The sequence below is a fragment of the Nocardioides sp. NPDC054178 genome, from assembly GCF_055585005.1.
The window spans coordinates 766,116-786,257 of the sequence record NZ_JBVJKY010000002.1; the positions used below are offsets into that span (position 1 = coordinate 766,116).

A 20,142-nucleotide genomic window follows, 5' to 3' on the forward strand; every position below is an offset into this window, starting at 1 on the left:
GGGCCCGAACCTAGGGGATGTAGAGGAGGGCGTACGTCGCGACGTGGCAGAACGCGAAGAACACCGGCGCCCACACCTCGATGTTGCTCATCGGCAGGTAGCGCGAGCTGTCCTGACCGAGGCCGACGGCCGACCACTCGGCGACACCAGGAGCCGCGGGGAGCTGCTTCTCGAGGTGCGTGATGACGGCGTACTTCCCGCTCGCCATCTGCCGGTAGGAGCGGACGATCCAGAACCAGCCGAGGCACAGGCCGAGGGCGGCGATCAGCGCGATCGTGAACAGCCACGGACGCTCCGGGGCGGCGGCCACGAGCGCGGTGCCGGCGACCAGGACCCCGACGTTGAGGATCAGGAAGAACGCGCTGGTGATCGTACGCCGCACACTGAGCCGCTCGGTCTCGGCGACGTAGAGCTTGTACTGGTCGAAGAGGACCGCGCGGTCGCCGCTGGAGAGCACGTCGGGAGGCAGCACCCACAGTCCCTCGGCGAGCGCCGACGGGTTCGGCTTGTTGGCGGTCACATAGCTGCGCACCGCGGTCCGCGACTCAGTTCCGGGAATCAACTCGTTCTCCATAGTGCCTAGTTGTCTACCGGTCCCGGCGGGTGATGTCCATACGACATCCGTCACCGTGGTCCAGGTGTGACCGAGGTGTTCACCAGCGGGCGTGCCTAGGTCAGGGAACGCAACGTCTCGGCAGCCTCGTCGACGCACTCGGGAAGACCGAGGTCGGTGGCGCCGGAGACCCACCGGGCGAAGGCCGTCTGGAAGACGGCGACGGCACTGTGGGCGGCCAGCGCAGCGGTCGACTCGGCCACACCCCGCTCGGCGAGCGCGGCCTGCGCCGCGGTCGCCATCGCCGCCATCTTGAGCAACTCGCGCTCCCGGAGCGCGGGCGTCGCCTCGACGATCCGGGCCCGCTGGGCCGCCTGCTCCCGGGTGCGGCCCGCGCTGAGCTCGACCGCGGCCTGACGTACGCCGTCGAGCACCATCCGCAGCGGCGTCGCGTCCGCGGGGGCGGCGGCCACGGCCTTGGCCACCATCTCGTCGAGCGTGATCGGACCGGCGAAGAGCACCTCACGCTTGTCTGCGAAGTGACGGAAGAAGGTGCGCTCGGTGACCCCGGCCCGGGCGGCGATGTCGCCGGCGGTGGTCTTGTCGTAGCCCTTCTCGGTGAACAGCTCGATGGCGGCATCCAGCATCCGACCTCGCGCGTCCGGCTCCCATCGACCCATGCCTCCAGTCTACGCGATGACAGTTTCTGACATCGCGTGCTATGTTGATGTCAGTTACTGACATGAAGGGAAGTTCGATGAACATCTTCGTCACCGGAGCCTCCGGCTGGATCGGTTCTGCCGTCACCGACGAGCTCCTCGCCAACGACTACACCCTCACCGGCCTGGCTCGGTCCGACGCCAGCGCCGCGGCGCTGGAGGCCAAGGGCGTGACCGCTCGGCGCGGCTCGCTCGACGACCCCGCCTCGCTCGCGGCCGCGGCCGAGGAGGCCGACGCCGTCATCCACTTGGCGTTCAACCACGACTTCGACAACTACGACGCCGCCGGGCGGACCGAGCGTGCCGCGGTGAGCGCCATGCTCGAGGCCCTCGAGGGCAGCGGCAAGGCCTTCCTGTTCGCCAGCGGCGCCGCCGGAGCAGCCCCGGGCCGCACCGCCACGGAGGAGGACGCCAGCCCCTTCCACGGTCCCGACTCGATGCGTGGCGGCAGCGAGAACCTCGCCCTGAGCTATGCCGACAAGGGCGTACGCCCCGTGGCGCTGCGCTTCCCGATCGTCCACGGCAGCGCCGGCGACCCCGGCTTCGTCACCTACCTGGCCCAGGTCGCCAAGAGGCACGGGGTGTCCGGCTACATCGGCGACGGCGACAACCGCTGGGCGTTCGTCGACCGGCCCGACGCGGCTCACCTGGTGCGGCTCGCCCTCGAGAAGGCGCCGGCAGGCTTCCGCGCACACCCGGTCGCCGAGGAGGGCATCGCGACCCGCGAGATCGCCGAGGCCCTCGGCCAGCGTCTGGACCTGCCCGTGCGCTCGATCGACCCGGAGGACGCCCCGGGCCACTTCGGCTGGATGTCGATGATGTTCGGCCTGGACCTGCCGACCTCGTCCGAGATCACTCGCACGACCCTGGGCTGGGACCCGACAGGCCCGACCCTGATGGACGACATCAAGTCCGGCGCGTACGACGTCTGAGCGAGAGCTGATACGACGGGACGTTCTTGTCGGTCACCCGCGGGTGGACCGACAAGAACGTCCCGTCGTATCGATTCAGATGGCCTTGCCGACCGAGGCCGCGCCAGCCGCCTCGAACTCCTTGAGGAGCCGGCGTCGCGTGCGGGTGTCGCCGCGGACCGCCTTGACCAGCTTGACGACCTGCTTGGGGGCGTTGCGCACGTTGGTGGACTCGAGGAATCCGTTGGGCAGCGAGAGGCGCACGACCTTGTGCCAGGCCGAAGCGACCTGCTGCGGCATCGGCGCGGTGTGGTAGTTGAGGCCGTACTTGTCGAAGAGCGCGCGGACCTTCGGCGCGATCTCGGCGTAGCGGTTCGAGGGCAGGTCCGGGAAGATGTGGTGCTCGATCTGGTGGGACAGGTTGCCGGTCATCACGTGCAGGAACTTCGAGCCGGAGATGTTGGCCGAACCGAGCATCTGCCGGACGTACCACTCACCGCGGGTCTCGTTCTCCGGGATGTCCTTGAGCTCGAAGGTCTCCACGCCTTCGGGGAAGTGACCGCACATGATCACCGAGTGGGTCCAGACGTTGCGGGTGAAGTTGGCGATCACGTTGGCCAGCAGCGTCGTCGGGCCCGACAGCGTGACCATCGAGACGAGCGGGTGGGCGACGTAGTCCTTGAACGCCTGGCGGCGGATCTTGGCGACCGTACGCTTCGCCGCCAGCTGCCACTCGGCGCTCGGGCGACGGCCCTTCTTCTTCTGCCGGATCACCCGGCCGAGCTCGAGGTCGTAGGCCGCGATCCCGTACTCGAAGATGCACATGTTGATGAAGTTCATCGCGGGCTGGAACAGGCTCGACGGGGTCCAGCGCTGCTCCTCGTCGACGCGCATGATGCCCCAGCCGAGGTCGTTGTCCTTGCCGACGATGTTCGTGTAGGTGTGGTGCAGCTCGTTGTGGGAGTGCTTCCAGCCCTCGCTCGTGGAGGCGTTGTCCCACTCCCACACGGTCGAGTGGATCTTCGGGTCACGCATCCAGTCCCACTGGCCGTGCATGATGTTGTGGCCGATCTCCATGTTGTCCAGGATCTTGGCGATCGAGAGACCGACGGTGCCGACGACGAACGCCGGCGGGAAGATGCTCGCGAGCAGGACGGCACGGGAGCCGAGCTCCAGCGAGCGCTGGACCTTGATCACCTTGTGGATGTAGGCCGCGTCGCGCTCTCCGCGGGTGTCGATGACCTCTTGGCGGATGGCGTCGAGCTCGCGTCCGAGCTGCTCGATGTCGTCGCGGGTCAGGTGGGCGATCGGGCCGGTGTAGGCCGGAGCGTCAGGTGCGATGGTCATGTCTGTCTCGCTCTCGTCTTGTGGGGGGTCAGGAGGCAGGGTGGTCGATGACGCACTCGCCGGCGGCGGCGGAGATGCAGGTCTGGATGGGTACGCCCTCCGGGCCGGTCTCGCCCGGGCGCGCCACGGTGAGCTCGCCGTTGCGGAGGTCGCGGACGGCGCCCTCCTTCATCGGGAGCACACAGCCGAAGCAGATGCCCATACGGCAGCCGCTCGGCATGAGGACGCCGGCCTCTTCGGCGGCGTCGAGGATCGGCCTGTCACCAGGTGCTTCGACGGTCTTGCCGGTGAAGGCGACGGTGCCGCCCTCGCTGGTCACGACGGTGGCCAGGCGGAACTGCTCGGTCTGGAGCGGCAGCCCGGCCTCGTCGTACCAGGCCTGGAGGTGGTCGAGAAGTCCGGCAGGCCCGCAGGCGTACGCCTTGCGCTCCCGCAGGTCGGGGACGAGCTCGGCGAGGGTGTCGATGTCGAGGCGGCCCTCGGCGCCGGTGTAGCGGGTGACGAGACGGATCGCGCCGGCCTCGGCGAGGGACTCGAGGTTGCGGATGAAAATCGAGTCGGGGCGGCTGGGGGCGACGTGGATGACGGTGACGTCGAGCCGCTGGTGCTCGACGACGCCCTCGTCGGTGACCGGGAAGAGGTTGCGCAGCATCCCGATGACCGGGGTCACGCCGGAGCCGGCGGTGACCATCAGGAACTTGTGGCCGCGCAGGTCGCTGGGCAGGACGAAGTCGCCGGCGGCCTGCTCGAGGTGGACGATCTTGCCGGGGCGCAGGCGGCGCACCAGGTGGCTGGAGACCTTGCCGTCGGGGACCGCCTTGACGGTGATCGAGATGAGGCCGTCCTTGCGGGGGCCGTGGGTCAGGGAGTAGGCCCGCCAGTGGCGTACGCCGTTGACGTCGACACCCACGCGGACGTACTGACCCGGGGTGTGACCGTTCCAGTCGGCGCCGGGCTTGATCTCGATGGTGGCGGCGTCGGCGGTCTCCGGGGTGACCTTGACGACGCGTCCTCGCAGGTCAGCGCCGGGCCGGAGAGGGTTGAACATGTCCAGGTAGTCGGCCGGCGCCAGCGGCGTGGCGATCGTCTCGGCGATCTCCCAGACCTTGCGCGAGAGCCTCTCCCGCAGCGCGGGTCGCCTGACCTCGCCCGGGGCGAACAGGGCGGGGGATGTAGAGATCTCAGCCATGCATCCATGGTGCTACTTATACGAGGTAAACTCCTGTGTTAGCGACGTGAATCTGATAGGCGGATTTATACGTGACGAACAAAAGTTCCCGAGAAGTCCCCGCTCTTTCGTCCTATGACGTCCAGCTGACGCCCGAGGTCGTCGCCTCGATCCGTGCCGTGCTCCCCCAGGTCGGCGAAGACGTGGTCGCCGCGATCATCGCCGAGGTGCCTCCCTACCAGGACGCGCTCTCGGGGCACATGGGCGAGACGATCCGGACCGCGGTGGGCGTGGCACTGGGCGGGTTCCTCTCGCTCGCCTCGGGCGCGGGCCTTCCCGCCGACGTGTCGGCCGCGACCCCGCCGGCTCTCCAGGGCGCCTACGACCTGGGGCGCGGCGAGGCCAGGAGCGGGCGCACGATGGAGGCCTTGCTGGCGGCGTACCGGATCGGTGCCCGCGTGGCCTGGCGCGAGCTCGCGAGCAGGGCCGTCGAGGGCGGCATGGAACCGGCGATGCTGGTGGAGTTCTCCGCGCTGGTCTTCGCCTGGATCGACGAGATCTCGGAGGCCTCGGCGGCCGGGCATGCCGACGAGCGCGCCACGACCGGACGCGTACGCCGTCAGCTGCGCGAGCGGCTGGCCCGCAAGCTGCTCGCCGAGACGACCCCGGAAGAGCTCGACGACGCGGCGGTGCGCGCCGAGTGGACGCCGCCGAGCACCCTGACCGCGGTGCTCGTCCCGAACTCCCAGGTCGGCACCATCCTCGCCAAGGTCAACCAGGGCACCCTCGAGCACGACGACCTGCGCGACCTCGACGACCACACCCTGCTGCTGGTCCCCGACGCACACGGACGCCGGCGCCGGGCACTGATGAAGGCGCTGGAGGGCCGCCGCTCGGTCGCCGGGCCGGCCAAGCCGTGGCGCGAGGCGCGGATCTCCTACGAGCGCGCCCGCCGCGCCCAGGACGCGGGCCTCGGCTCCGACACCGAGCAGCACCTCGTCGAGCTGGTCCTCTCCGCCGACACCGACGCCCGCGAGGACCTGCGCGCCCAGGTGCTCGCCCCCTTGGCCGACCTGCGCCCCGCCACCGCCGAGAAGCTCACCGAGACCCTCCGCTCCTGGCTCTTGCACCAGGGCCGGCGCGACGAGGTCGCCGCCGAGCTCTTCATCCACCCGCAGACCGTCCGCTACCGGATGGGTCAGCTGCGCGATGTGTACGGGGATCGGCTCGACGACCCCGCGATGCTTCTCGCCCTCACGGTCGCCCTGGGCTGAGTGCCCCTTGTCAGGCCTGGCGCTCGCCTGGTTCTGCCGTCACGTAGGCAGGCTCGCTCGGCGGGGGGCGAAGCAGAGCAATCGGCCGACCCCCGTCCGTGATCATCATCGTCTCTCCGCGAGTCGCCCGACCGACAACAGCCTCAGTCTCGTTGGCCAGTTCCTCGGCCGTCACCTCGTTCATGACGCCACGGTACGTCGCCCCGCTGTCGTCAGCCGCGCATTTCCGCGGCTCAGTCCTGATCCAGGTAGAGGCAGAACGGGTGGCCGTCGGGGTCGAGCATGACGCGTACGTCGTCCTGGGGCTGGAAGTCCGCGACCTGGGCGCCCAGCGCGAGTGCATCCTCGACGGCCCTGCCCAGGTCGGTGACTCCGATGTCCAGGTGGACCATCTGCTGCTGGGCTACGGGATTACTCGGCCAGACCGGCCGCCGGTAGCGGCGGTCGAGCTCGAAGGCGAGGTTGCTGTGAGTGCCGTTGCCGGCGGGGTCGCGGATGAGAACCGTGGCGTATGTCGGTTCCGAGCTGCTGACCTCCCAGCCGAACAGGTCCGCATAGAACGTGGCAAGTGCGGGTGGGTCGGTGCAGGCGAGGTTGACGCCGATCCATCCGGTGACGCCGCGGATCCCCGCCACCTCACTCGCCATCCCGTGGGTCCTCGCCGACGAGGCCGTCGATGGACTCGCGGATCAGGTCGGCGTGGCCGGTGTGGCGGGCGTACTCCTCGATCATGTCGGCGATGTAGCGGCGGGCGTTGGCCTCGGTCTGCCACTCGAAGTTGGTGGCGAGGGTGTCCATCCCGTCCTTGGCGAGGGCCTCGGCGATCGACCGGCGGGACCGGGCGACAGCACCCTCCCAGAGCGCCGTCAGGTCCTCGGCGGTGTCGATCTCCTCGGTCTTCCAGTCCCAGCCGTCCTGGCTGGGGTCGTAGCGGTCCCAGACGTCGGGGTAGCCCTTGCCGGCGAGGACCGCGGTGAAGTAGTGGTCCTCGCAGAGGGCGAGGTGCTTGAGGAGCCAGCCGAGAGTGATCTTCGAGGGCTCCAGCCGCTGGCGCAGCTGCTCGTCGCTCAGACCGCCGCACTTCCAGGCGAACGTACGCCGGATCCGGTCAAGCGTGCTGAGCAGTGTCCCCGCCTCGTCCATGACCGGGGTCATCTCGATCGTCATGCCGCTCACGCTAGGCCCGGTTCCGGACGTAAACCTTCCGATTATCGGCGCGACGCAGCCGTTGGGCACGGCATACGAGCTCGGCGAACCGGGTACCACGGCTGCCATGACTGACGCCACCACCTATCGGTCTATGAGCTGGGCGCCGGGATGATCGTGCTCGGCCTCGCACTGGGGCGCACCCCGCAGGCGGGAGATCGACCCGGCCCGCTCTGACCGATTCCCAGAAAGACGCTCGTGGCTCCGCCCGGACGTCGACAGAGAGGACGTACTCGATGGAGCACACGAGCGTGTGGCTGGCCACGGCCGAGAGGCCGCGGTCGGCCACCCCGGAAACCGGCCGGGAGGCTGATCTCGCGGTCGACGTGGCCGTGGTGGGCGGTGGCATCGTCGGGTTGACGACCGCGCTCCTCGCACAGCGGCGTGGCCTGCAGGTCGCCGTGCTGGAGGCGGCGACCGTGGGCGGAGGGACCTCCGGGTACAGCACCGGGAAGGTGACCGCGCAGCACGGGCTGATCTACGCCGAGCTGGTCGAGCGGCACGGCGATGACGACGCCCGGCTGTACGCCGGCGCGATGCGCGCCGGGGTCGAGCAGGTCGCCGATCTGGCCTCGGAGCTGGAGATCAGCTGCGACCTGACCCGAGCGCCGGCCCTGGCCTATACCCGGCAGCCGGAGCAGCGGTCCCGGATCGAGGACGAGGCCCGGGCCGCCGCTCGGCTCGGGCTCCCCGCGCGCATGACCGAGCGGACCGACCTGCCCTTCGACATCGAGGCAGCGGTTGCGTTCGACGACCAGATCCACTTCCATCCCGGCCGATACCTGGCGGGCCTCGCCGACGCGTTCACCGCGGCCGGAGGGCACCTGCGCGAGGGGACGCGGGTCATCGACATCGACGAGCAGGGCGACCGAACCGTCCAGCTCACCACGCCCGCGGGGACGGTGGTGGCCGACCAGGTGGTCGTCGCTTCGCTGCTCCCGCCCGGCCTGCTCGGCGGCTACTTCGCGCGAACCAGGCCTTCGCGCTCCTACGGGTTGGCGGTCCGCTTGCGCGGCCCGGCGCCGACCAGCATGGCGATCAGCATCGACTCGCCCAGCCGCTCGACCCGACCGTGGCCGGATCCCGGCCCGAACGGGCTGATCGTGGTCGGCAACGACCACGAGACCGGCGCCGAGCCCGACACCGAGGCGATGTACGCCGACCTCGAGAGCTGGGCCCGCACCACCTTCGACGTCGAGGCGATCGACTACCGCTGGTCATCGCAGGACTACCTCACCCCGGACCGGCTCCCCTACGTCGGCCATCCACCGACGAGCGAGACGATCCTGGTGGCCACCGGCTTCCAGAAGTGGGGCCTGTGCAGCGGGACCGCGGCGTCGATGATGCTCGCCGATCTCCTCGCCGGCACCGACAACCCGTGGCTACCGGTGTTCGACGCCAGCCGGATCGGCGACGTCAGGAGTGTCGGCAAGCTCATCAAGGACAACCTGAAGGTCGGCGAGGAGCTCGTCGCCGGCCGTCGCCACGACCCCGAGGCCCGTCCGGTCTCCGAGCTGCGACCGGGCCAAGGCGGCCTGGTCGACCTCGACGGCGACACCGTCGGCGGCTATCGGGACCCGGCGGGCGCCTTGCACACGGTGAGCGCCAGGTGCAGCCATCTCGGCTGCCCCCTGCACTGGAACCAGGCCGAGACCAGCTGGGACTGCACGTGTCACGGCTCGCGGTTCTCCCCCGACGGCTCGGTGCTGGACGGGCCCGCCGTCAGACCGCTCACACGCCCCGGCGCCGACGATCCGGAGGCTTGACCTCAAGCCGACATGAGCACCGAGGCTGGTGCCATGAAGTTCACCGATACGCAGCTCCGCTACCTCCGCACCCAGCCGCTGGGAAGGCTCGCGACCCTCGCCCCCGACGGCGGCCTGCAGAACAACCCGGTGGGGTTCAAGATCGACGAGGAGCACCGGATCCTCATCGGCGGGCACCAGATGGGCCGATCACGGAAGTTCCGGAACGCCCAGAAGCACGCCAAGGTGGCCTTCGTGGTCGACGATCTCGCCTCCACCAACCCGTGGAAGCCGCGGATGGTCGAGATCCGTGGCACCGCCGAGGCGCTCACGGACGTGGACCCGCCGATGCGGGGGATGTCGCGCGAGATCCTCCGGATCACTCCGGAGTGGATCAGGGACTACGGGCTCGGGGACTGACTCAGCGCTTCCGGAGCAGCCGGGCGGGCAGCAGCGAGAGCGGGTTGATCGCCGCCCGGATCCGCTGCCACCGGGTGCGGGAGTCGGAGACCGACGAGCGAAGCGTGCCGACCTGCTCCCAGAACGCGGCGACCTCGGCATCGTCGGGTCCGGCCTCGCCGAACATGGTGTTGTCGGTGAGCAGCGCCAGCCCCGGCGCACCGTCCAGGCCCGGGGACGCGGACAGCACGGAGGCCTGCTCGCGGCGGGTGGCTCCGACGGGCACTCCGACCCCGAAGTCACGGGCATGGTCGATCGTCTCGCGCCAGCCACCGGAGAGTCGGGCGACCGGGGTGCCGCGGGTCCGCCGCCGGTGTCGGCGCCAGACCTTGGCCCCGATGATCGCCCCGCACACGGCCGCGATGAGCAGCAGCGGGATGCCGACGTACGTGAAGACGGCGATCAGCCACCCCGGCAGGGTGAACCCGTCGGGACGCGCGTTGGCCTTCTGGTTGACCGACTCGTCTAGCGGGTCGCCGGAGGTCGCGGGCGGGCGTACGGGCGCCGGCGGCGGGACGACCTTGCCGGTGACGAGCTCCTCGGGCTGGGGAGCGTTCTGCTCGGGCGGCTTCTCGGTGTTCATGAACTCGGACCAGTCCAGGGTCGCCCAGGACCCGTCCGACATCCGCAGCTCGACCCAGGCGTGCATGTCCTTGCCCTGGACCACACCGTCGGAGCCGACGACGGCACCCAGGACCACCCGGGCCGGGACGCCGACCTGGTTGGCGAGGACCGCCATCAGCGCGGCGTACTGCTCGTCGTTGCCGGCGAGCTGGCCGCCCTTGGCGGTGAAGTCGGCGAGACGACGCAGCGAGTGGCCGGCCGGGTACTGCTGGTTGGGCGGCTCCCCGTCGGTGTAGGTGCCCTCCTCCTTCAGCTTCGCGGCCACCGCCAGCGCGTTGGTGATCGGTGAGTCACCACCGCCGGCGTACTCGGCGGCGAGCGCCTGGAACTGGGCGGCCTCGTCGCCGATCGGCGACCCGCCGGACCACACCTCGCTCTTCTTGCCGACCTTCTCGTCGGCGGCCGAGGCGGTGAAGGAGTAGGAGTCGCCGGGCTTCAGCGCGGACGGCAGGACACCGGTCGACGTCGCCAGGTTGTAGCGGAACGAGTCGGAGTCGGGACCGTCGAAGGAGATGTGGGTGAGCGCGGTGGGCAGCGGCACCCAGACGCCGCCGAAGTCCTCCCCGATCGTGATCGTCCCGCGCACCTGCTTGCCGTCGGCGAGCGGGTTGCGCAGCGTCGAGCTGATCTTCTGGAAGGTGTCGTCGGGACCCTCGGTCTCGCCGGAGTCGTTGGCCGCGCGCCAGACGGTGCCGTCGTACGAATCCATCGCGGCCACCCGGACCCGGGTGCCCTCGGGGAGGCCCGAGACGGTGAAGAGGTCCTTCTCGTAGAGCCGGCGGTCGTCCTCCGGGGTCTGGTAGCCCTTGGTGTAGACCCGGAAGCCGGCCAGGGGCGAGGGGTACTGCCCGACGTTGAAGGGCGGCTCGATCTCGCCGCGCAGCACCGTACGCTCGGGCGCCATCCCCGGCAGCAGCGGCCCGGCGAGGAACGCCAGCCCCGCCGCGCCCAGGCACAGGAAGGCGCCGATCGCGGTCCGCGAGAGACGGCGGCCGCCGGCGGCGAGGGCGCGGGCCCGCATGCCGCGGATGCACAGCCAGGTGATCGCGATCGCCCCGAAGAGCGCGCCGAGCAGAGCGGTCTTGGACGGGTCCTGCACGCCGAGCAGGATCACGCCGGCCATCAGCGCGAACGCGACGAGCACCGGCGGCAGAGCCGCCTTCGTCCGCACCGCCAGGGCGAAGCCGAGGCAGCCGGCGACCAGGCCGAGGATGTAGGGGATCGTCAGCAGCGCCCCACCGTCGACCGGCGGCAACGTGGTCAGCAGCCGCTTCCAGCCGTGCACGGAGTTGTCGGCGAGGGTGCCGATCGTGTCGGGGACCGGGAGGAAGGAGAGGTCGCCGATGCCGTGCAGCGCGACCGCGCCGCCCAGCACGAAGAAGGCGGCCAGGAGCCCGACGGCCAGCACGACCACCGGCTGACCACGGCCGACGAAGGCGATGAGGATGCCGAGCAGCAGACCGGCGACACCCGCGATGAGGTAGGTCCAGCCGGCGTAGGTGTCGTCGAAGCCGAGGAAGGCGATGGTGCCGAGAAGGAACAGGAGCAGGGCGTCGAGGGCGTGGTGGTTCTTCATCCGGACAACCCCTTCGACAGCACGATCGGCAGCTGGTCCAGGTCGGGCAGGGTGAGCATCGGCAGGTCGGCGACGGCCTTGAAACCCGCTCGCTGCGAGGTGTCGACCCGCACGGCAACGGTCGTCGCGTCGACCGAGAACTGACCGGCCGCACGCTGCAGGGTCACGAACTCCGGGTAGCGCCCGGTCACCAGCATCACCAGCGACGCGTCCGGCGCCTGGCGCGCGGCTTCGGCGGTGATCTCGATCAGGTTGGTCTGCTGCGGTTTCGCCCGGGAGCAGGCGTCCAGGGCCGAGCGCCCTCCCCCGCTGGCCGCGGTGGCTCGCACCATCAGGACGTCGCCGGTCGCGAACGAGACGTCGAACTCGTCGAGGATCCCGCGCCGGAGCAGGGAGCCCGCGATCGACATCGCGGTCTCGTACTCGTCCTCGGAGTCGTAGGACATCGGCGAGGAGTCGACGATGACGACGATGTGGGAGCGGCGGGTGTCGAGGAACTGCCGCACCAGCAGCTGGCCGTGGCGGGCCGATGAGCGCCAGTGGATGTGGCGCAGGTCGTCGCCGGGGACGTACTCGCGCAGGGCGTGGAAGGCGAGGTCGCTCATCGAGGTGTTCTGTGCCGTGGACCCCTCCAGGTCACGGACCAGACCCACCCCGAAGGGCTCCAGGTGGGTGGTGCGCGGGTGGACGAACACCTCGGTGCGGTCGGTCCACTCCTGCACCCGCCGGAAGAGCCCGAGCGGGTCGCCCCGCACCGTCCGGACCGGCCCGACGTCGATCACGCCGCGGCGCTGGGTCGGCACCACGAAGAGCTCGGTGTGCTCGGCGCCGGGAAGGAGCATCGGCAGGTCGTACGTCACCCCGCCCGCTCCGATGGGGAACTCCAGGCTCGTCGAGACGAGCGGCCCGCGCGCCTCGTTGCGGGCCCGCAGCTCGCCGGTGAGCGCCTGGCCGACGGCGACGCGCGGCGGCTCCACGACGGTCGCCACCGCGAGCCGGGTGCGCCCGATCATGAAGAAGGCCGCACCGATCACGAGGAACAGCGCCGCCATCGCCACCACGGCCGCCTCGATCCAGCCCAGCGCGGTCGCGGCGACCCAGGCCAGGGCGCCGAGGAGCAGGACGCCCCAGCCGATCGAGGTCACCGTGCCGAACCACGGACGGACCCGGTCGGCGACGAACGAGTAGGCCGAACCCGCCCCGGACACTACCGGAGCTGATCGTTTCCGCAGGTCAGCAACGAGGTTGCGGGCCTTGCTCATCTCAGGCGACACGCTCGGTGGGAGCGGGGACCGAGGTGAGCAGGTCGCCGATGACGTCCTCGACCGTGACGCCGTTGAACATCGCCTCGGGGTCGAGGATCAGGCGGTGGCAGAGCACCGGCTCGGCGAGCGACTTGACGTCGTCGGGCAGCACCTGGGAGCGACCCTCGGCGAGCGCCCACACCTTGGCGGTGCGCACCAGGGCGAGGCAGCCACGCATGGAGGCACCGAGGCGTACGTGCTTGTGGCGGCGCGACTCGTCGACCAGTGCGGAGACGTAGGCGACGATCGCGGGGTCGATGTAGACCTGGTCGGCCATCTCGGCCATCTGGGTGACCGTCGGGGCGGTGATGATCGGGGTGACCAGCGTGGCCCGGTCGCGGACCGAGGAGTTCATCAGCAGCTCGACGGTGGCGTTCTGGTCGGGGTAGCCGACCGAGGTCTTCATCAGGAAGCGGTCCAGCTGCGCCTCGGGCAGCCGGTACGTCCCGGCCTGCTCGATCGGGTTCTGGGTCGCGATCACCATGAACGGCCGGCCGACCTCGCGGGTGGAGCCGTCGACGGTGACCCGGCCCTCCTCCATGACCTCCAGCAGCGCCGACTGGGTCTTCGGGGAGGCCCGGTTGATCTCGTCGGCGAGCACGATCGAGTGGAAGATCGGGCCGGGGTGGAACTCGAAGGCGGCCTTGCCCTGGTCGTAGACGGTCACACCAGTCACGTCGGAGGGCAGCAGGTCGGGCGTGAACTGGATGCGCGCGTGCGACCCCTGGACGGTGTTGGCCAGCGCGCGGGCGAGCTGCGTCTTGCCCGTGCCCGGGTAGTCCTCGAGGAGCAGGTGGCCCTCGGAGAGCAGCGCGGTCAACACCAGGCGGATCACGTTGCGCTTGCCCAGCACCGCCTTCTCGACGTTGTCGGCAAGCTTCTCGAAGGTCTCGTGGAACCAGCGGGCCTGCTCGTGCGTGACGGTCATTTCTTCTCTCCTACCACGTGACGTTCTTCGAAAGGGTGGGTCGCCCGGAGGTCGTGCAGGTCACTCGGAACGGGGTGTTGGCGCCGACCCAGCCGCGGCCGCTGCCCGTGCCCTTGCCGTTGTTCCCGATGGTCACATTCCAACGCGAGGTGGTGGAGTTGGTGCTGCACTCCCACGTCTTGCCGGGGAAGGCGAGGTCGGTGATGGTGGAGCCGACGTACCAGCAGGTTCCGCCGCAAGCGACGTCCGGCTCCGGGCAGGAGGCGCCCGTGCACTCGCCGGCCTTGTTCACCTCGAGGACCGGGTCCGGCGGCGGGTCGGTCCGCACCGTGACCGAGTCGGACTTGCTGGCCCGGCCCGAGTCGCTGATCGTCACCGTGTAGGTGTAGGAGGTGTCCCAGTTGGGCGCGGTGTCCGTGCCCGACCGGGAGCCCGCGCCGGTGCCGGTGCCGAACTGGGCGACCTCGGTGCCGCCGCGCTTGACGGTGACGGTGGCGGCCTTGCCGTTGGGGTTGTAGCTGACGTTCCAGTTGACCTTGTTGCCATCCACGCTCGCCGAGATCGACGGCGTGCCCAGCGGACCGTAGGTGGTCACGTTCTTCGAGGACCACGCACCGCAGGACGCCCCCGCACCGGTGCCGCCGGAGGAGTCGTTGCAGGCACGCAGCTGGACGGCCGTCGAGGTGCCGTTGGTGAACCCGGTGATCGTCTTGGTCTGCTGACCGGCGCCCTCGGGCGAGTAGGTCCAGCTCCCGCAGGAGGAGCCGCTGCGCAGACACTCCACCCGGTTGGTCTTGCCGTGCGAGGCCTGTGGCGTGAAGACGATCTCCGCGGTGCCGTTGGCGCCGGTCGGGGTCGCGCTCGCGAACGAGACGGCCTCAGGAGTCGCCGCGGCCTCGACCTTGCCGCCGGCGGAGTAGCTGGAGATGTGGGCCTCCGGCGAACCGCCGGAGCCGGTCTCGCGAGGCGAGGTCGCCTCCGCGTTGCGGGCCCGGACCGCGTAGGTGTAGATCGTGCCGTCGTTGGCGACGTCGTCACGACAGCTCGTCTCGGCCACCCAGGAGCAGACGATCTTCTCGCCGGTGCCGCCGGTGCGGCGTACCTCGTAGGTGACCGGTGCGGGGCCGTTGGCCGCGACCGGGCTCCACGAGACCGTGACTGCCTTGCCGGAGTTGTTGGCCGTGTTGGCCCACTCGAAGGTCGGCGTCGCCGGGGTGTCCGGCTTGCCCGCGCCCATCCCCTCGACCGTCGCCGTCGGGCCCTTGTTGGTCTTGACGCCCTTGTCGTTGAGCGGCACGACGGTGAACTGCACCGGGTCGCCGTTGGAGCTGACCGCCGCCGCATAGGTCGTCTGACCTGCGGAGATGTCCTTGATGCCGCCGCCCGGCCAGCTGATCCGGTATTTCTGCACGTCCGAGCAGTCGCACGCGGCCGGCGGGGCCCAGCTCAGCTCGACCTTGTGGTCGCGCTGGCGGGTGACCCGGAGGTTCTGCACCGGGCCGGTGTAGGCGTCGGGCTCGCCCTCGGCCGAGTTGCTCCACTCGCGGCTCGGCCCGACCGAGTTCACCGCGCGCACCCGGAAGTCGTAGACGACGCCGTTCTTCAGCCCGGTGATCCGGCACGAGGTCGAGGGACAGTCCTGGACGTGGTCGCCGTTGGCCTCCACCTCGTAGCGCTGGATCGGGTCGTCGCCGTTGTCCTTCGGCGCGTTCCACGACAGCGCGACCACGTTGGAGAGGAAGTCGGAGGTCGTACGCAGCCCCGTCGGCGCGCCGGGGACGTCGATGACGTCGACCTCGATGACGCCGGTGGCCTTGACCCGTTTGGAGTCCTTGCCGGAGTCGCTGACCTCGATCGCGTAGCGGTAGTGGCCGTGACCCTCCTCGGGCGTGTTGAAGGTGATCTTCGAGCCGCTGGCCTTGCCCATGTCGGGCGAGTCGCCGTCGACCGGGTCGAGCTTGGTGATCACGATCTCCTGCGACTCCGAGGGCACCGGTGTCTGCAGATAGTCGGCGATGTCGATGGCGACCGTCTTGCCGGCCTCGGTCTGCAGCGGCTTGATCGGCGAGAGCGACGGGGCGGGCAGCGCGATGACGGTGACCAGGAGCTGGCCGGTCGCGTCCGTGCCCTCGACCCCGATCTCCAGGGCGCCCTGGGCACCGGCGTCGGCGTGCTCGGCGGTGAGTCGCAGGCCGCCGTCCTCGGGCTCGACCTCGACCCCGTCGAGCCCGTCGCCGACCTCGGCGGTGAAGTCGAGGTCGTCGGCGTCACCCGGGTCGGCGGTCCACACATGGCAGATCGCGGCGATGTCGACCAGCGCGCCGTTGCCGCTCTCCGGCACCTCGACCGGGGTGCTCGGACAGTTGATCTCCGGCTCTTCCTTGCCGATCTGGACCGGCAGGGAGATCACCGAGAGGTGGGCGTCCGCGGAGGTGATCTTCTCGCGGTCGGCGACCTCGAAGGTCAGCGTCGCGGGGCCCTTGGTCTCACCGGCGGTGACCTTCACGGTCGTCGCGGTGGTGTCACCGGTGTTGAGCATGCCCTCGGGGGCGGCCACGATCTTGTCGGTCGTGGTCAGCACGACCGGGTCGCCCTCGGGGTCCTCGACATAGTCGGTGATGTCGATGTTCTTCGTCTCACCCGGGTTGAGCTGCAGCTCGGAGCCCGGCTTGAGATAGGGCGCGTCCTTGGGACGGGCGGGGACGTAGATCGAGCCGACCGCCTGGGCGCCGTCGGGGTCGGTGACCCGGTAGGTCCACACCCGGGTGGTGTCGCCGACCGGCAGGGTGACCTTGCCGTCGTCGATCTTCGGCTTCGCCTCGTCCTCGCCCACCGAGGGGCCCTTGACCGCGTCGACGGCGAGGTCCTCGAGCGCGTCGTCGATGTCGGTCACCTTGGTCATCACATCGACGGTGGTGGTCGACGAGTCGCCTTCGGGTCGGGCGACCACGATCCCCGCCATCGGCGGGTTGTCGTAGCCCTCCTGATAGCGGATCGCGAGCTCGCCGGTGTCCTCGTGGAGGCCGGTGGTGGCGCGGTAGGGGATGTGCTGGAACGGTTCGCCGGAGCCACCCTCGACCGTGACGATGCCGTCGGAGCGCTGCTTCACGTTGGAGCCCTCGGCCGCATCGGTCGAGGCCAGGTGCAGCTCGGTCCCCGGCGTACGCAGGTCGTTGGCGAGCACGTCGTAGGTCAGCTTCTTGGCGGGGTCGAGCGTGACCAGGTCGTCGACGGCGACCGGGCGCTGGGGTGCACCGGGCGCGACCACCGCGATCCGCACGGTGCCGGTCGCGACGGCACCGAAGGGGTCGCTGACCTCGTAGGTGAACTCGTCGGTGCCCGCGGCGTTGGGGAAGGCCTGGTAGGTGATCGTGTTGGCGCCGTGGGCCAGGACGCGGCCGTAGGAGGGCGCGCTGTTGATCCTGGTCACCGAGACCGAGTCGCCGTCGGGGTCGGTGCCGACGGTGGGCAGCCGCAGCGTGACCTCGTCACCCTGGACCACCCGCGACTCCAGGGCCTTCGGCGCGGGCGCGGAGTTGTCGGCCTTCCTCCGCGGCAGCGGCTTGACGTGGATACGGATGTTGCCCGAGGAGTGCTCCGCGGACGGGTCGCCGGTGTTCTGCACGACGTAGCGGACGTCGACGTCGACCGGCCCCTTCACGTCGTCGGGGGCGACGTAGCGGACCCGGTTGCCGTCGATGTAGGCCTCGCCGACCGTCGGCTGGCCCAACACCTGCAGCTGGCCCTTGGTCTCGATGGTCTGGTCGACGACCAGGCCGACCGGGTCACCCGAGGGCGTCGAGTCGTTGTCGAGGACCGGGATCGAGACGGAGTCGGCGGCCCTGACCGTGGCCTCGTCGTCGACCGCCTCCGGGGCGTTCTCGGCGCCGCGCAGCGCCGGGCGCTGGCTCACCGTCACCGACCCCTCGGCCTCGGCCGCACCGTTGCTGATCGTGTAGCGGATCGCCTGGGTGGACGGGTCCATGTCGGGCTTCGACGCCTGGATCCGTAGCCAGCGCCCGTCGAGCACCGCGACCGTCAGGTCGCTGTCGCCGACCGGCTCGGCGTGGGTCACGGCGAGGAGCCGGCCCCGGGAGTCGTAGTCGTTGGCGAGGACGTCGAGGGTGCGGGTCGAAGTGCCGAGGACGGCGGTCGTGTCCGGGGTGGCGATCGGCTCGTCGGCTGCCTGGGAGGCGGGCTTGACGTCGACCCGGATCTTCGCCGCGGCGGGCTTCGCCGCGCCGAACCCGGCGTTGTAGCTGAGCTGGTAGGTGCCCGGCGAGGTGCCCCTGGCCCGCACCACGCCGGTCTCCCGGTCGGTGCTCACCTCGAGGCCGCCCTTGGGCGGTACGTCGCCGGCGAGGGTGAGGGTCGCGTCGAGGTTGGAGGGGTCGGCGCCGGGGATGTCGTTGTCGAGCGGACGGATCGTCACCCAGGAGCCCTGGGTGCCCTCGGCGACGTCGTCCTTCGGCTCCGGAGAGGCGGTGGTGGCGCCGGCGACGACGTTGATCCGCACCTTGTCCTTCGACGTCTTGCCGCCGGTGCTGACCTGATAGCCGAGGTTCTCGCTCCCCGAGGCGTCCGTGGCGGCGGTGTAGCGCAGCAGCCCGTCCGGGGTCACGCTCGCCTTGCCCTTGGAGGCGGTCGGGGACTGAGCGGTGACCGGGTCGCCGTAGCGCTCGTCGCGCCAGTCGCCGACCACCGGGATCTCCACGGTGCCGCCGGCCGCGACGGTGTAGTCGGTCGGGGTGTAGTGCTCACGCAGCGTCGGCTTGCCGGTGCCGCCCGAGCCCTCGATGGACAGCTCGACGCTGGCGTCGTCCTGGCCGGCCTTGCCCTTGAGCCCGTCGTCGACGGTGTATTTGAAGCTGGTCTTCTTCCCCTCGGCCGACTCGGGGGTGGTCACCAGGATCGACTGCCGGTCGGGAGCGATGGTGGCCTCGACGCCCTTGACGGAGGCCTCGCCGACCGAGACCACGCTCAGGATCGACTCCTTGGCCGAGGAGTCGTTGTCGAGGACGTGCAGGACGGTGGTGCGTCCGGCCCGGGCACCGAGCTGGTCGTCCTTGGCCTTCGGCGCCTGGGCGGCCTGGGTCTGCTGCTGCTGCTTGTCCTTCTTCTGGTTCTGCTTCTGGGTCTGCGGCTGGAACGCCTCCCAGTTGGAGATCTTCTTGATGTCGGCGCCGTCGATCTCCCAGACATCACCGTTGCGCAGGTCGTTGAGCACCAGCTGGCCACGGTTGACCCGGAACTCCAGCTCGGCGGCCGGACCGAGCGTCGGGATCTCGCCCAGGACGGGCTCACCCTCGCCGCACTGGGTGACCACCGAGCCGGTCGAGCCGTTGGCCCAGGCACCGAAGACGCAGTCGCCGAGGCGTACGGGGGCCGCCGGGTCGCCGGCAGACTCGGCGACGTGGCGGATCTCGCCGTTGCTCAGGGCGACGGCCTTGAGGCCCGTCGCGTCGCCGACGAGCACCTCCTTGGCCTTGACCGAGGGCTGCTGGAGGACCGCGCTCTCCGCGGTGTCGCCGAAGTCCACGGCGACGTCGGAGCCCTTGGCGGCGCCGAGCAGCCAGCCGGCCTGGTCGAGGGTGACGACGTCGCTGCCGACGACGGTCGCCGAGGTCGGCGTCTCGGCATACTCCGGAGCCTTCGGGAGCTTGGTCTCCTCGGGCCCGGCGAACCGCTCCCCGTCGGGGGCGAAGGCGGTCAGGGTCCGCTTGGCGGCGGAGACGGCGTACGCGGTCCCGTCGGTGCCGATGGTGAGGACCGCGTCGGCGCCGACCGTCTCGGTGGGCTTGGTGGAGCCGGAGAGGTCGGAGAGGTCGCCGACGCCGGTGGTCGGGTCGACGGAGGTGAGCCAGACCTTGCCGGTCTTCTGCTCGGCGACGCCGATGGTGTTGCCACCCATGACGACGCGGCTGTCCTTCACGGTCACCGCGTCGTCGTCGATGCCCTCGGCGAGCTTGGTGTTGACCGGTGTGATCGTGCGGGCGTCGCGGTCGATCGAGGCCACCGCGATGCCGTTCTGCACCACGTCGAGGCCGGCGCGCTCGGACCTGGAGCCGGCCTCGTTGCCCGCCCAGACGACGCCGTCGAGCTGGGCGACGGGGCGGTTCTGCCGGCCCAGGGTGCCCCAGGACTGGTTGGTCACCCAGATGCCGCCGTCGTCGAGATCGGCCTTGTGCACGGGGTAACCGGTCGACTGGATCGCGTAGACGGTCAGGCCGCCTGCGACGACGGCGAGAGCGGTCCAGGACGCGAGGGAGGTCCGATGACGTCGCATCCAGCCGGGCGCCATCCCGAAACGTGCCACCAAGACTCTCCC

The 20,142-nt window shown here is 70.4% G+C and carries 14 protein-coding genes; 4 read left to right on the forward strand and 10 right to left on the reverse strand.

Going from position 1 to position 20,142, the window contains the following annotated elements; translation table 11 throughout:
- Positions 1-10 precede the first annotated feature (10 nt).
- Together ACZ6WN_RS10410 and ACZ6WN_RS10415 are read right to left on the reverse strand one after the other, a co-directional pair.
- Positions 11-562 carry a RipA family octameric membrane protein gene (locus tag ACZ6WN_RS10410; RefSeq protein WP_465864561.1) on the reverse strand — a complete coding sequence of 184 codons (552 nt, stop codon included), beginning with the start codon at positions 560-562 and terminating at the stop codon, positions 11-13.
- Positions 563-669: 107 nt separating this feature from the next.
- Complete coding sequence (locus ACZ6WN_RS10415) at positions 670-1,233, reverse strand: TetR/AcrR family transcriptional regulator (protein ID WP_465864562.1); 564 nt, start codon at positions 1,231-1,233, stop codon at positions 670-672.
- Positions 1,234-1,310: 77 nt separating this feature from the next.
- Here ACZ6WN_RS10415 and ACZ6WN_RS10420 point away from each other — a divergent pair, with 77 nt between their 5' ends.
- Positions 1,311-2,204, forward strand: a complete 894-nt coding sequence (locus ACZ6WN_RS10420; protein WP_465864563.1) for an SDR family oxidoreductase — start codon at positions 1,311-1,313, stop codon at positions 2,202-2,204.
- Positions 2,205-2,279: 75 nt separating this feature from the next.
- On the opposite strand, the gene ACZ6WN_RS10425 is transcribed toward ACZ6WN_RS10420, so the two are convergent.
- Both ACZ6WN_RS10425 and ACZ6WN_RS10430 read right to left on the reverse strand, forming a co-directional pair.
- Complete coding sequence (locus tag ACZ6WN_RS10425; protein WP_465864564.1) at positions 2,280-3,530, reverse strand: fatty acid desaturase family protein; 1,251 nt, start codon at positions 3,528-3,530, stop codon at positions 2,280-2,282.
- A gap of 28 nt (positions 3,531-3,558) precedes the next feature.
- Entirely contained in the window at positions 3,559-4,719 is a 1,161-nt protein-coding gene (locus ACZ6WN_RS10430; protein ID WP_465864565.1) for a ferredoxin reductase, read from the reverse strand.
- A gap of 71 nt (positions 4,720-4,790) precedes the next feature.
- On the opposite strand from ACZ6WN_RS10430, the gene ACZ6WN_RS10435 reads away from it, so the two are divergent.
- Positions 4,791-5,972, forward strand: coding sequence for a PucR family transcriptional regulator (locus ACZ6WN_RS10435; protein ID WP_465864566.1), 1,182 nt, complete (start codon positions 4,791-4,793; stop codon positions 5,970-5,972).
- Positions 5,973-6,205: 233 nt separating this feature from the next.
- Here ACZ6WN_RS10435 and ACZ6WN_RS10440 read toward each other — a convergent pair whose 3' ends face one another.
- Positions 6,206-6,619 (reverse strand): VOC family protein, encoded by a 414-nt coding sequence (locus ACZ6WN_RS10440; RefSeq protein ID WP_465864567.1) that lies wholly within the window; start codon positions 6,617-6,619, stop codon positions 6,206-6,208.
- Positions 6,609-7,139 (reverse strand): DinB family protein, encoded by a 531-nt coding sequence (locus tag ACZ6WN_RS10445; protein WP_465864568.1) that lies wholly within the window; start codon positions 7,137-7,139, stop codon positions 6,609-6,611. Before ACZ6WN_RS10445 ends, ACZ6WN_RS10440 begins: the two co-directional genes overlap by 11 nt.
- A gap of 275 nt (positions 7,140-7,414) precedes the next feature.
- On the opposite strand from ACZ6WN_RS10445, the gene ACZ6WN_RS10450 reads away from it, so the two are divergent.
- Positions 7,415-8,944 (forward strand): FAD-dependent oxidoreductase, encoded by a 1,530-nt coding sequence (locus ACZ6WN_RS10450; protein ID WP_465864569.1) that lies wholly within the window; start codon positions 7,415-7,417, stop codon positions 8,942-8,944.
- A gap of 33 nt (positions 8,945-8,977) precedes the next feature.
- Positions 8,978-9,343, forward strand: coding sequence for a PPOX class F420-dependent oxidoreductase (locus ACZ6WN_RS10455; RefSeq protein ID WP_465864570.1), 366 nt, complete (start codon positions 8,978-8,980; stop codon positions 9,341-9,343).
- Between the two features lies 1 nt (position 9,344).
- Here the strand turns inward: ACZ6WN_RS10455 and ACZ6WN_RS10460 are convergent, their stop codons facing one another.
- From ACZ6WN_RS10460 to ACZ6WN_RS10475, 4 genes are read right to left on the reverse strand one after another with little or no spacing between them, the layout of a single operon-like run.
- On the reverse strand, positions 9,345-11,582 hold the full coding sequence (locus ACZ6WN_RS10460; protein WP_465864571.1) for a transglutaminase TgpA family protein: 2,238 nt from the start codon (positions 11,580-11,582) through the stop codon (positions 9,345-9,347).
- Entirely contained in the window at positions 11,579-12,790 is a 1,212-nt protein-coding gene (locus ACZ6WN_RS10465) for a DUF58 domain-containing protein (RefSeq protein WP_465864572.1), read from the reverse strand. The genes ACZ6WN_RS10460 and ACZ6WN_RS10465 overlap by 4 nt, the downstream gene beginning before the upstream one ends.
- A gap of 55 nt (positions 12,791-12,845) precedes the next feature.
- Complete coding sequence (locus ACZ6WN_RS10470) at positions 12,846-13,814, reverse strand: AAA family ATPase (protein ID WP_465864573.1); 969 nt, start codon at positions 13,812-13,814, stop codon at positions 12,846-12,848.
- 10 nt (positions 13,815-13,824) lie between these two features.
- The gene (locus ACZ6WN_RS10475) at positions 13,825-20,130 is read right to left on the reverse strand and encodes an Ig-like domain-containing protein (protein WP_465864574.1); all 6,306 of its coding nucleotides are present in this window, start codon (positions 20,128-20,130) and stop codon (positions 13,825-13,827) included.
- Positions 20,131-20,142: the final 12 nt, after the last annotated feature.

Bases quoted from the DNA above. Each gene is read 5' to 3' on its own strand.
- ACZ6WN_RS10415 (WP_465864562.1), bottom strand. From the start codon at position 1,233: ATGGGTCGATGGGAGCCGGACGCGCGAGGTCGGATGCTGGATGCCGCC.
- ACZ6WN_RS10420 (WP_465864563.1), top strand. From the start codon at position 1,311: ATGAACATCTTCGTCACCGGAGCCTCCGGCTGGATCGGTTCTGCCGTC.
- ACZ6WN_RS10425 (WP_465864564.1), bottom strand. From the start codon at position 3,530: ATGACCATCGCACCTGACGCTCCGGCCTACACCGGCCCGATCGCCCAC.
- ACZ6WN_RS10430 (WP_465864565.1), bottom strand. From the start codon at position 4,719: ATGGCTGAGATCTCTACATCCCCCGCCCTGTTCGCCCCGGGCGAGGTC.
- ACZ6WN_RS10440 (WP_465864567.1), bottom strand. From the start codon at position 6,619: ATGGCGAGTGAGGTGGCGGGGATCCGCGGCGTCACCGGATGGATCGGC.
- ACZ6WN_RS10445 (WP_465864568.1), bottom strand. From the start codon at position 7,139: ATGACGATCGAGATGACCCCGGTCATGGACGAGGCGGGGACACTGCTC.
- ACZ6WN_RS10450 (WP_465864569.1), top strand. From the start codon at position 7,415: ATGGAGCACACGAGCGTGTGGCTGGCCACGGCCGAGAGGCCGCGGTCG.
- ACZ6WN_RS10455 (WP_465864570.1), top strand. From the start codon at position 8,978: ATGAAGTTCACCGATACGCAGCTCCGCTACCTCCGCACCCAGCCGCTG.
- ACZ6WN_RS10460 (WP_465864571.1), bottom strand. From the start codon at position 11,582: ATGAAGAACCACCACGCCCTCGACGCCCTGCTCCTGTTCCTTCTCGGC.
- ACZ6WN_RS10470 (WP_465864573.1), bottom strand. From the start codon at position 13,814: ATGACCGTCACGCACGAGCAGGCCCGCTGGTTCCACGAGACCTTCGAG.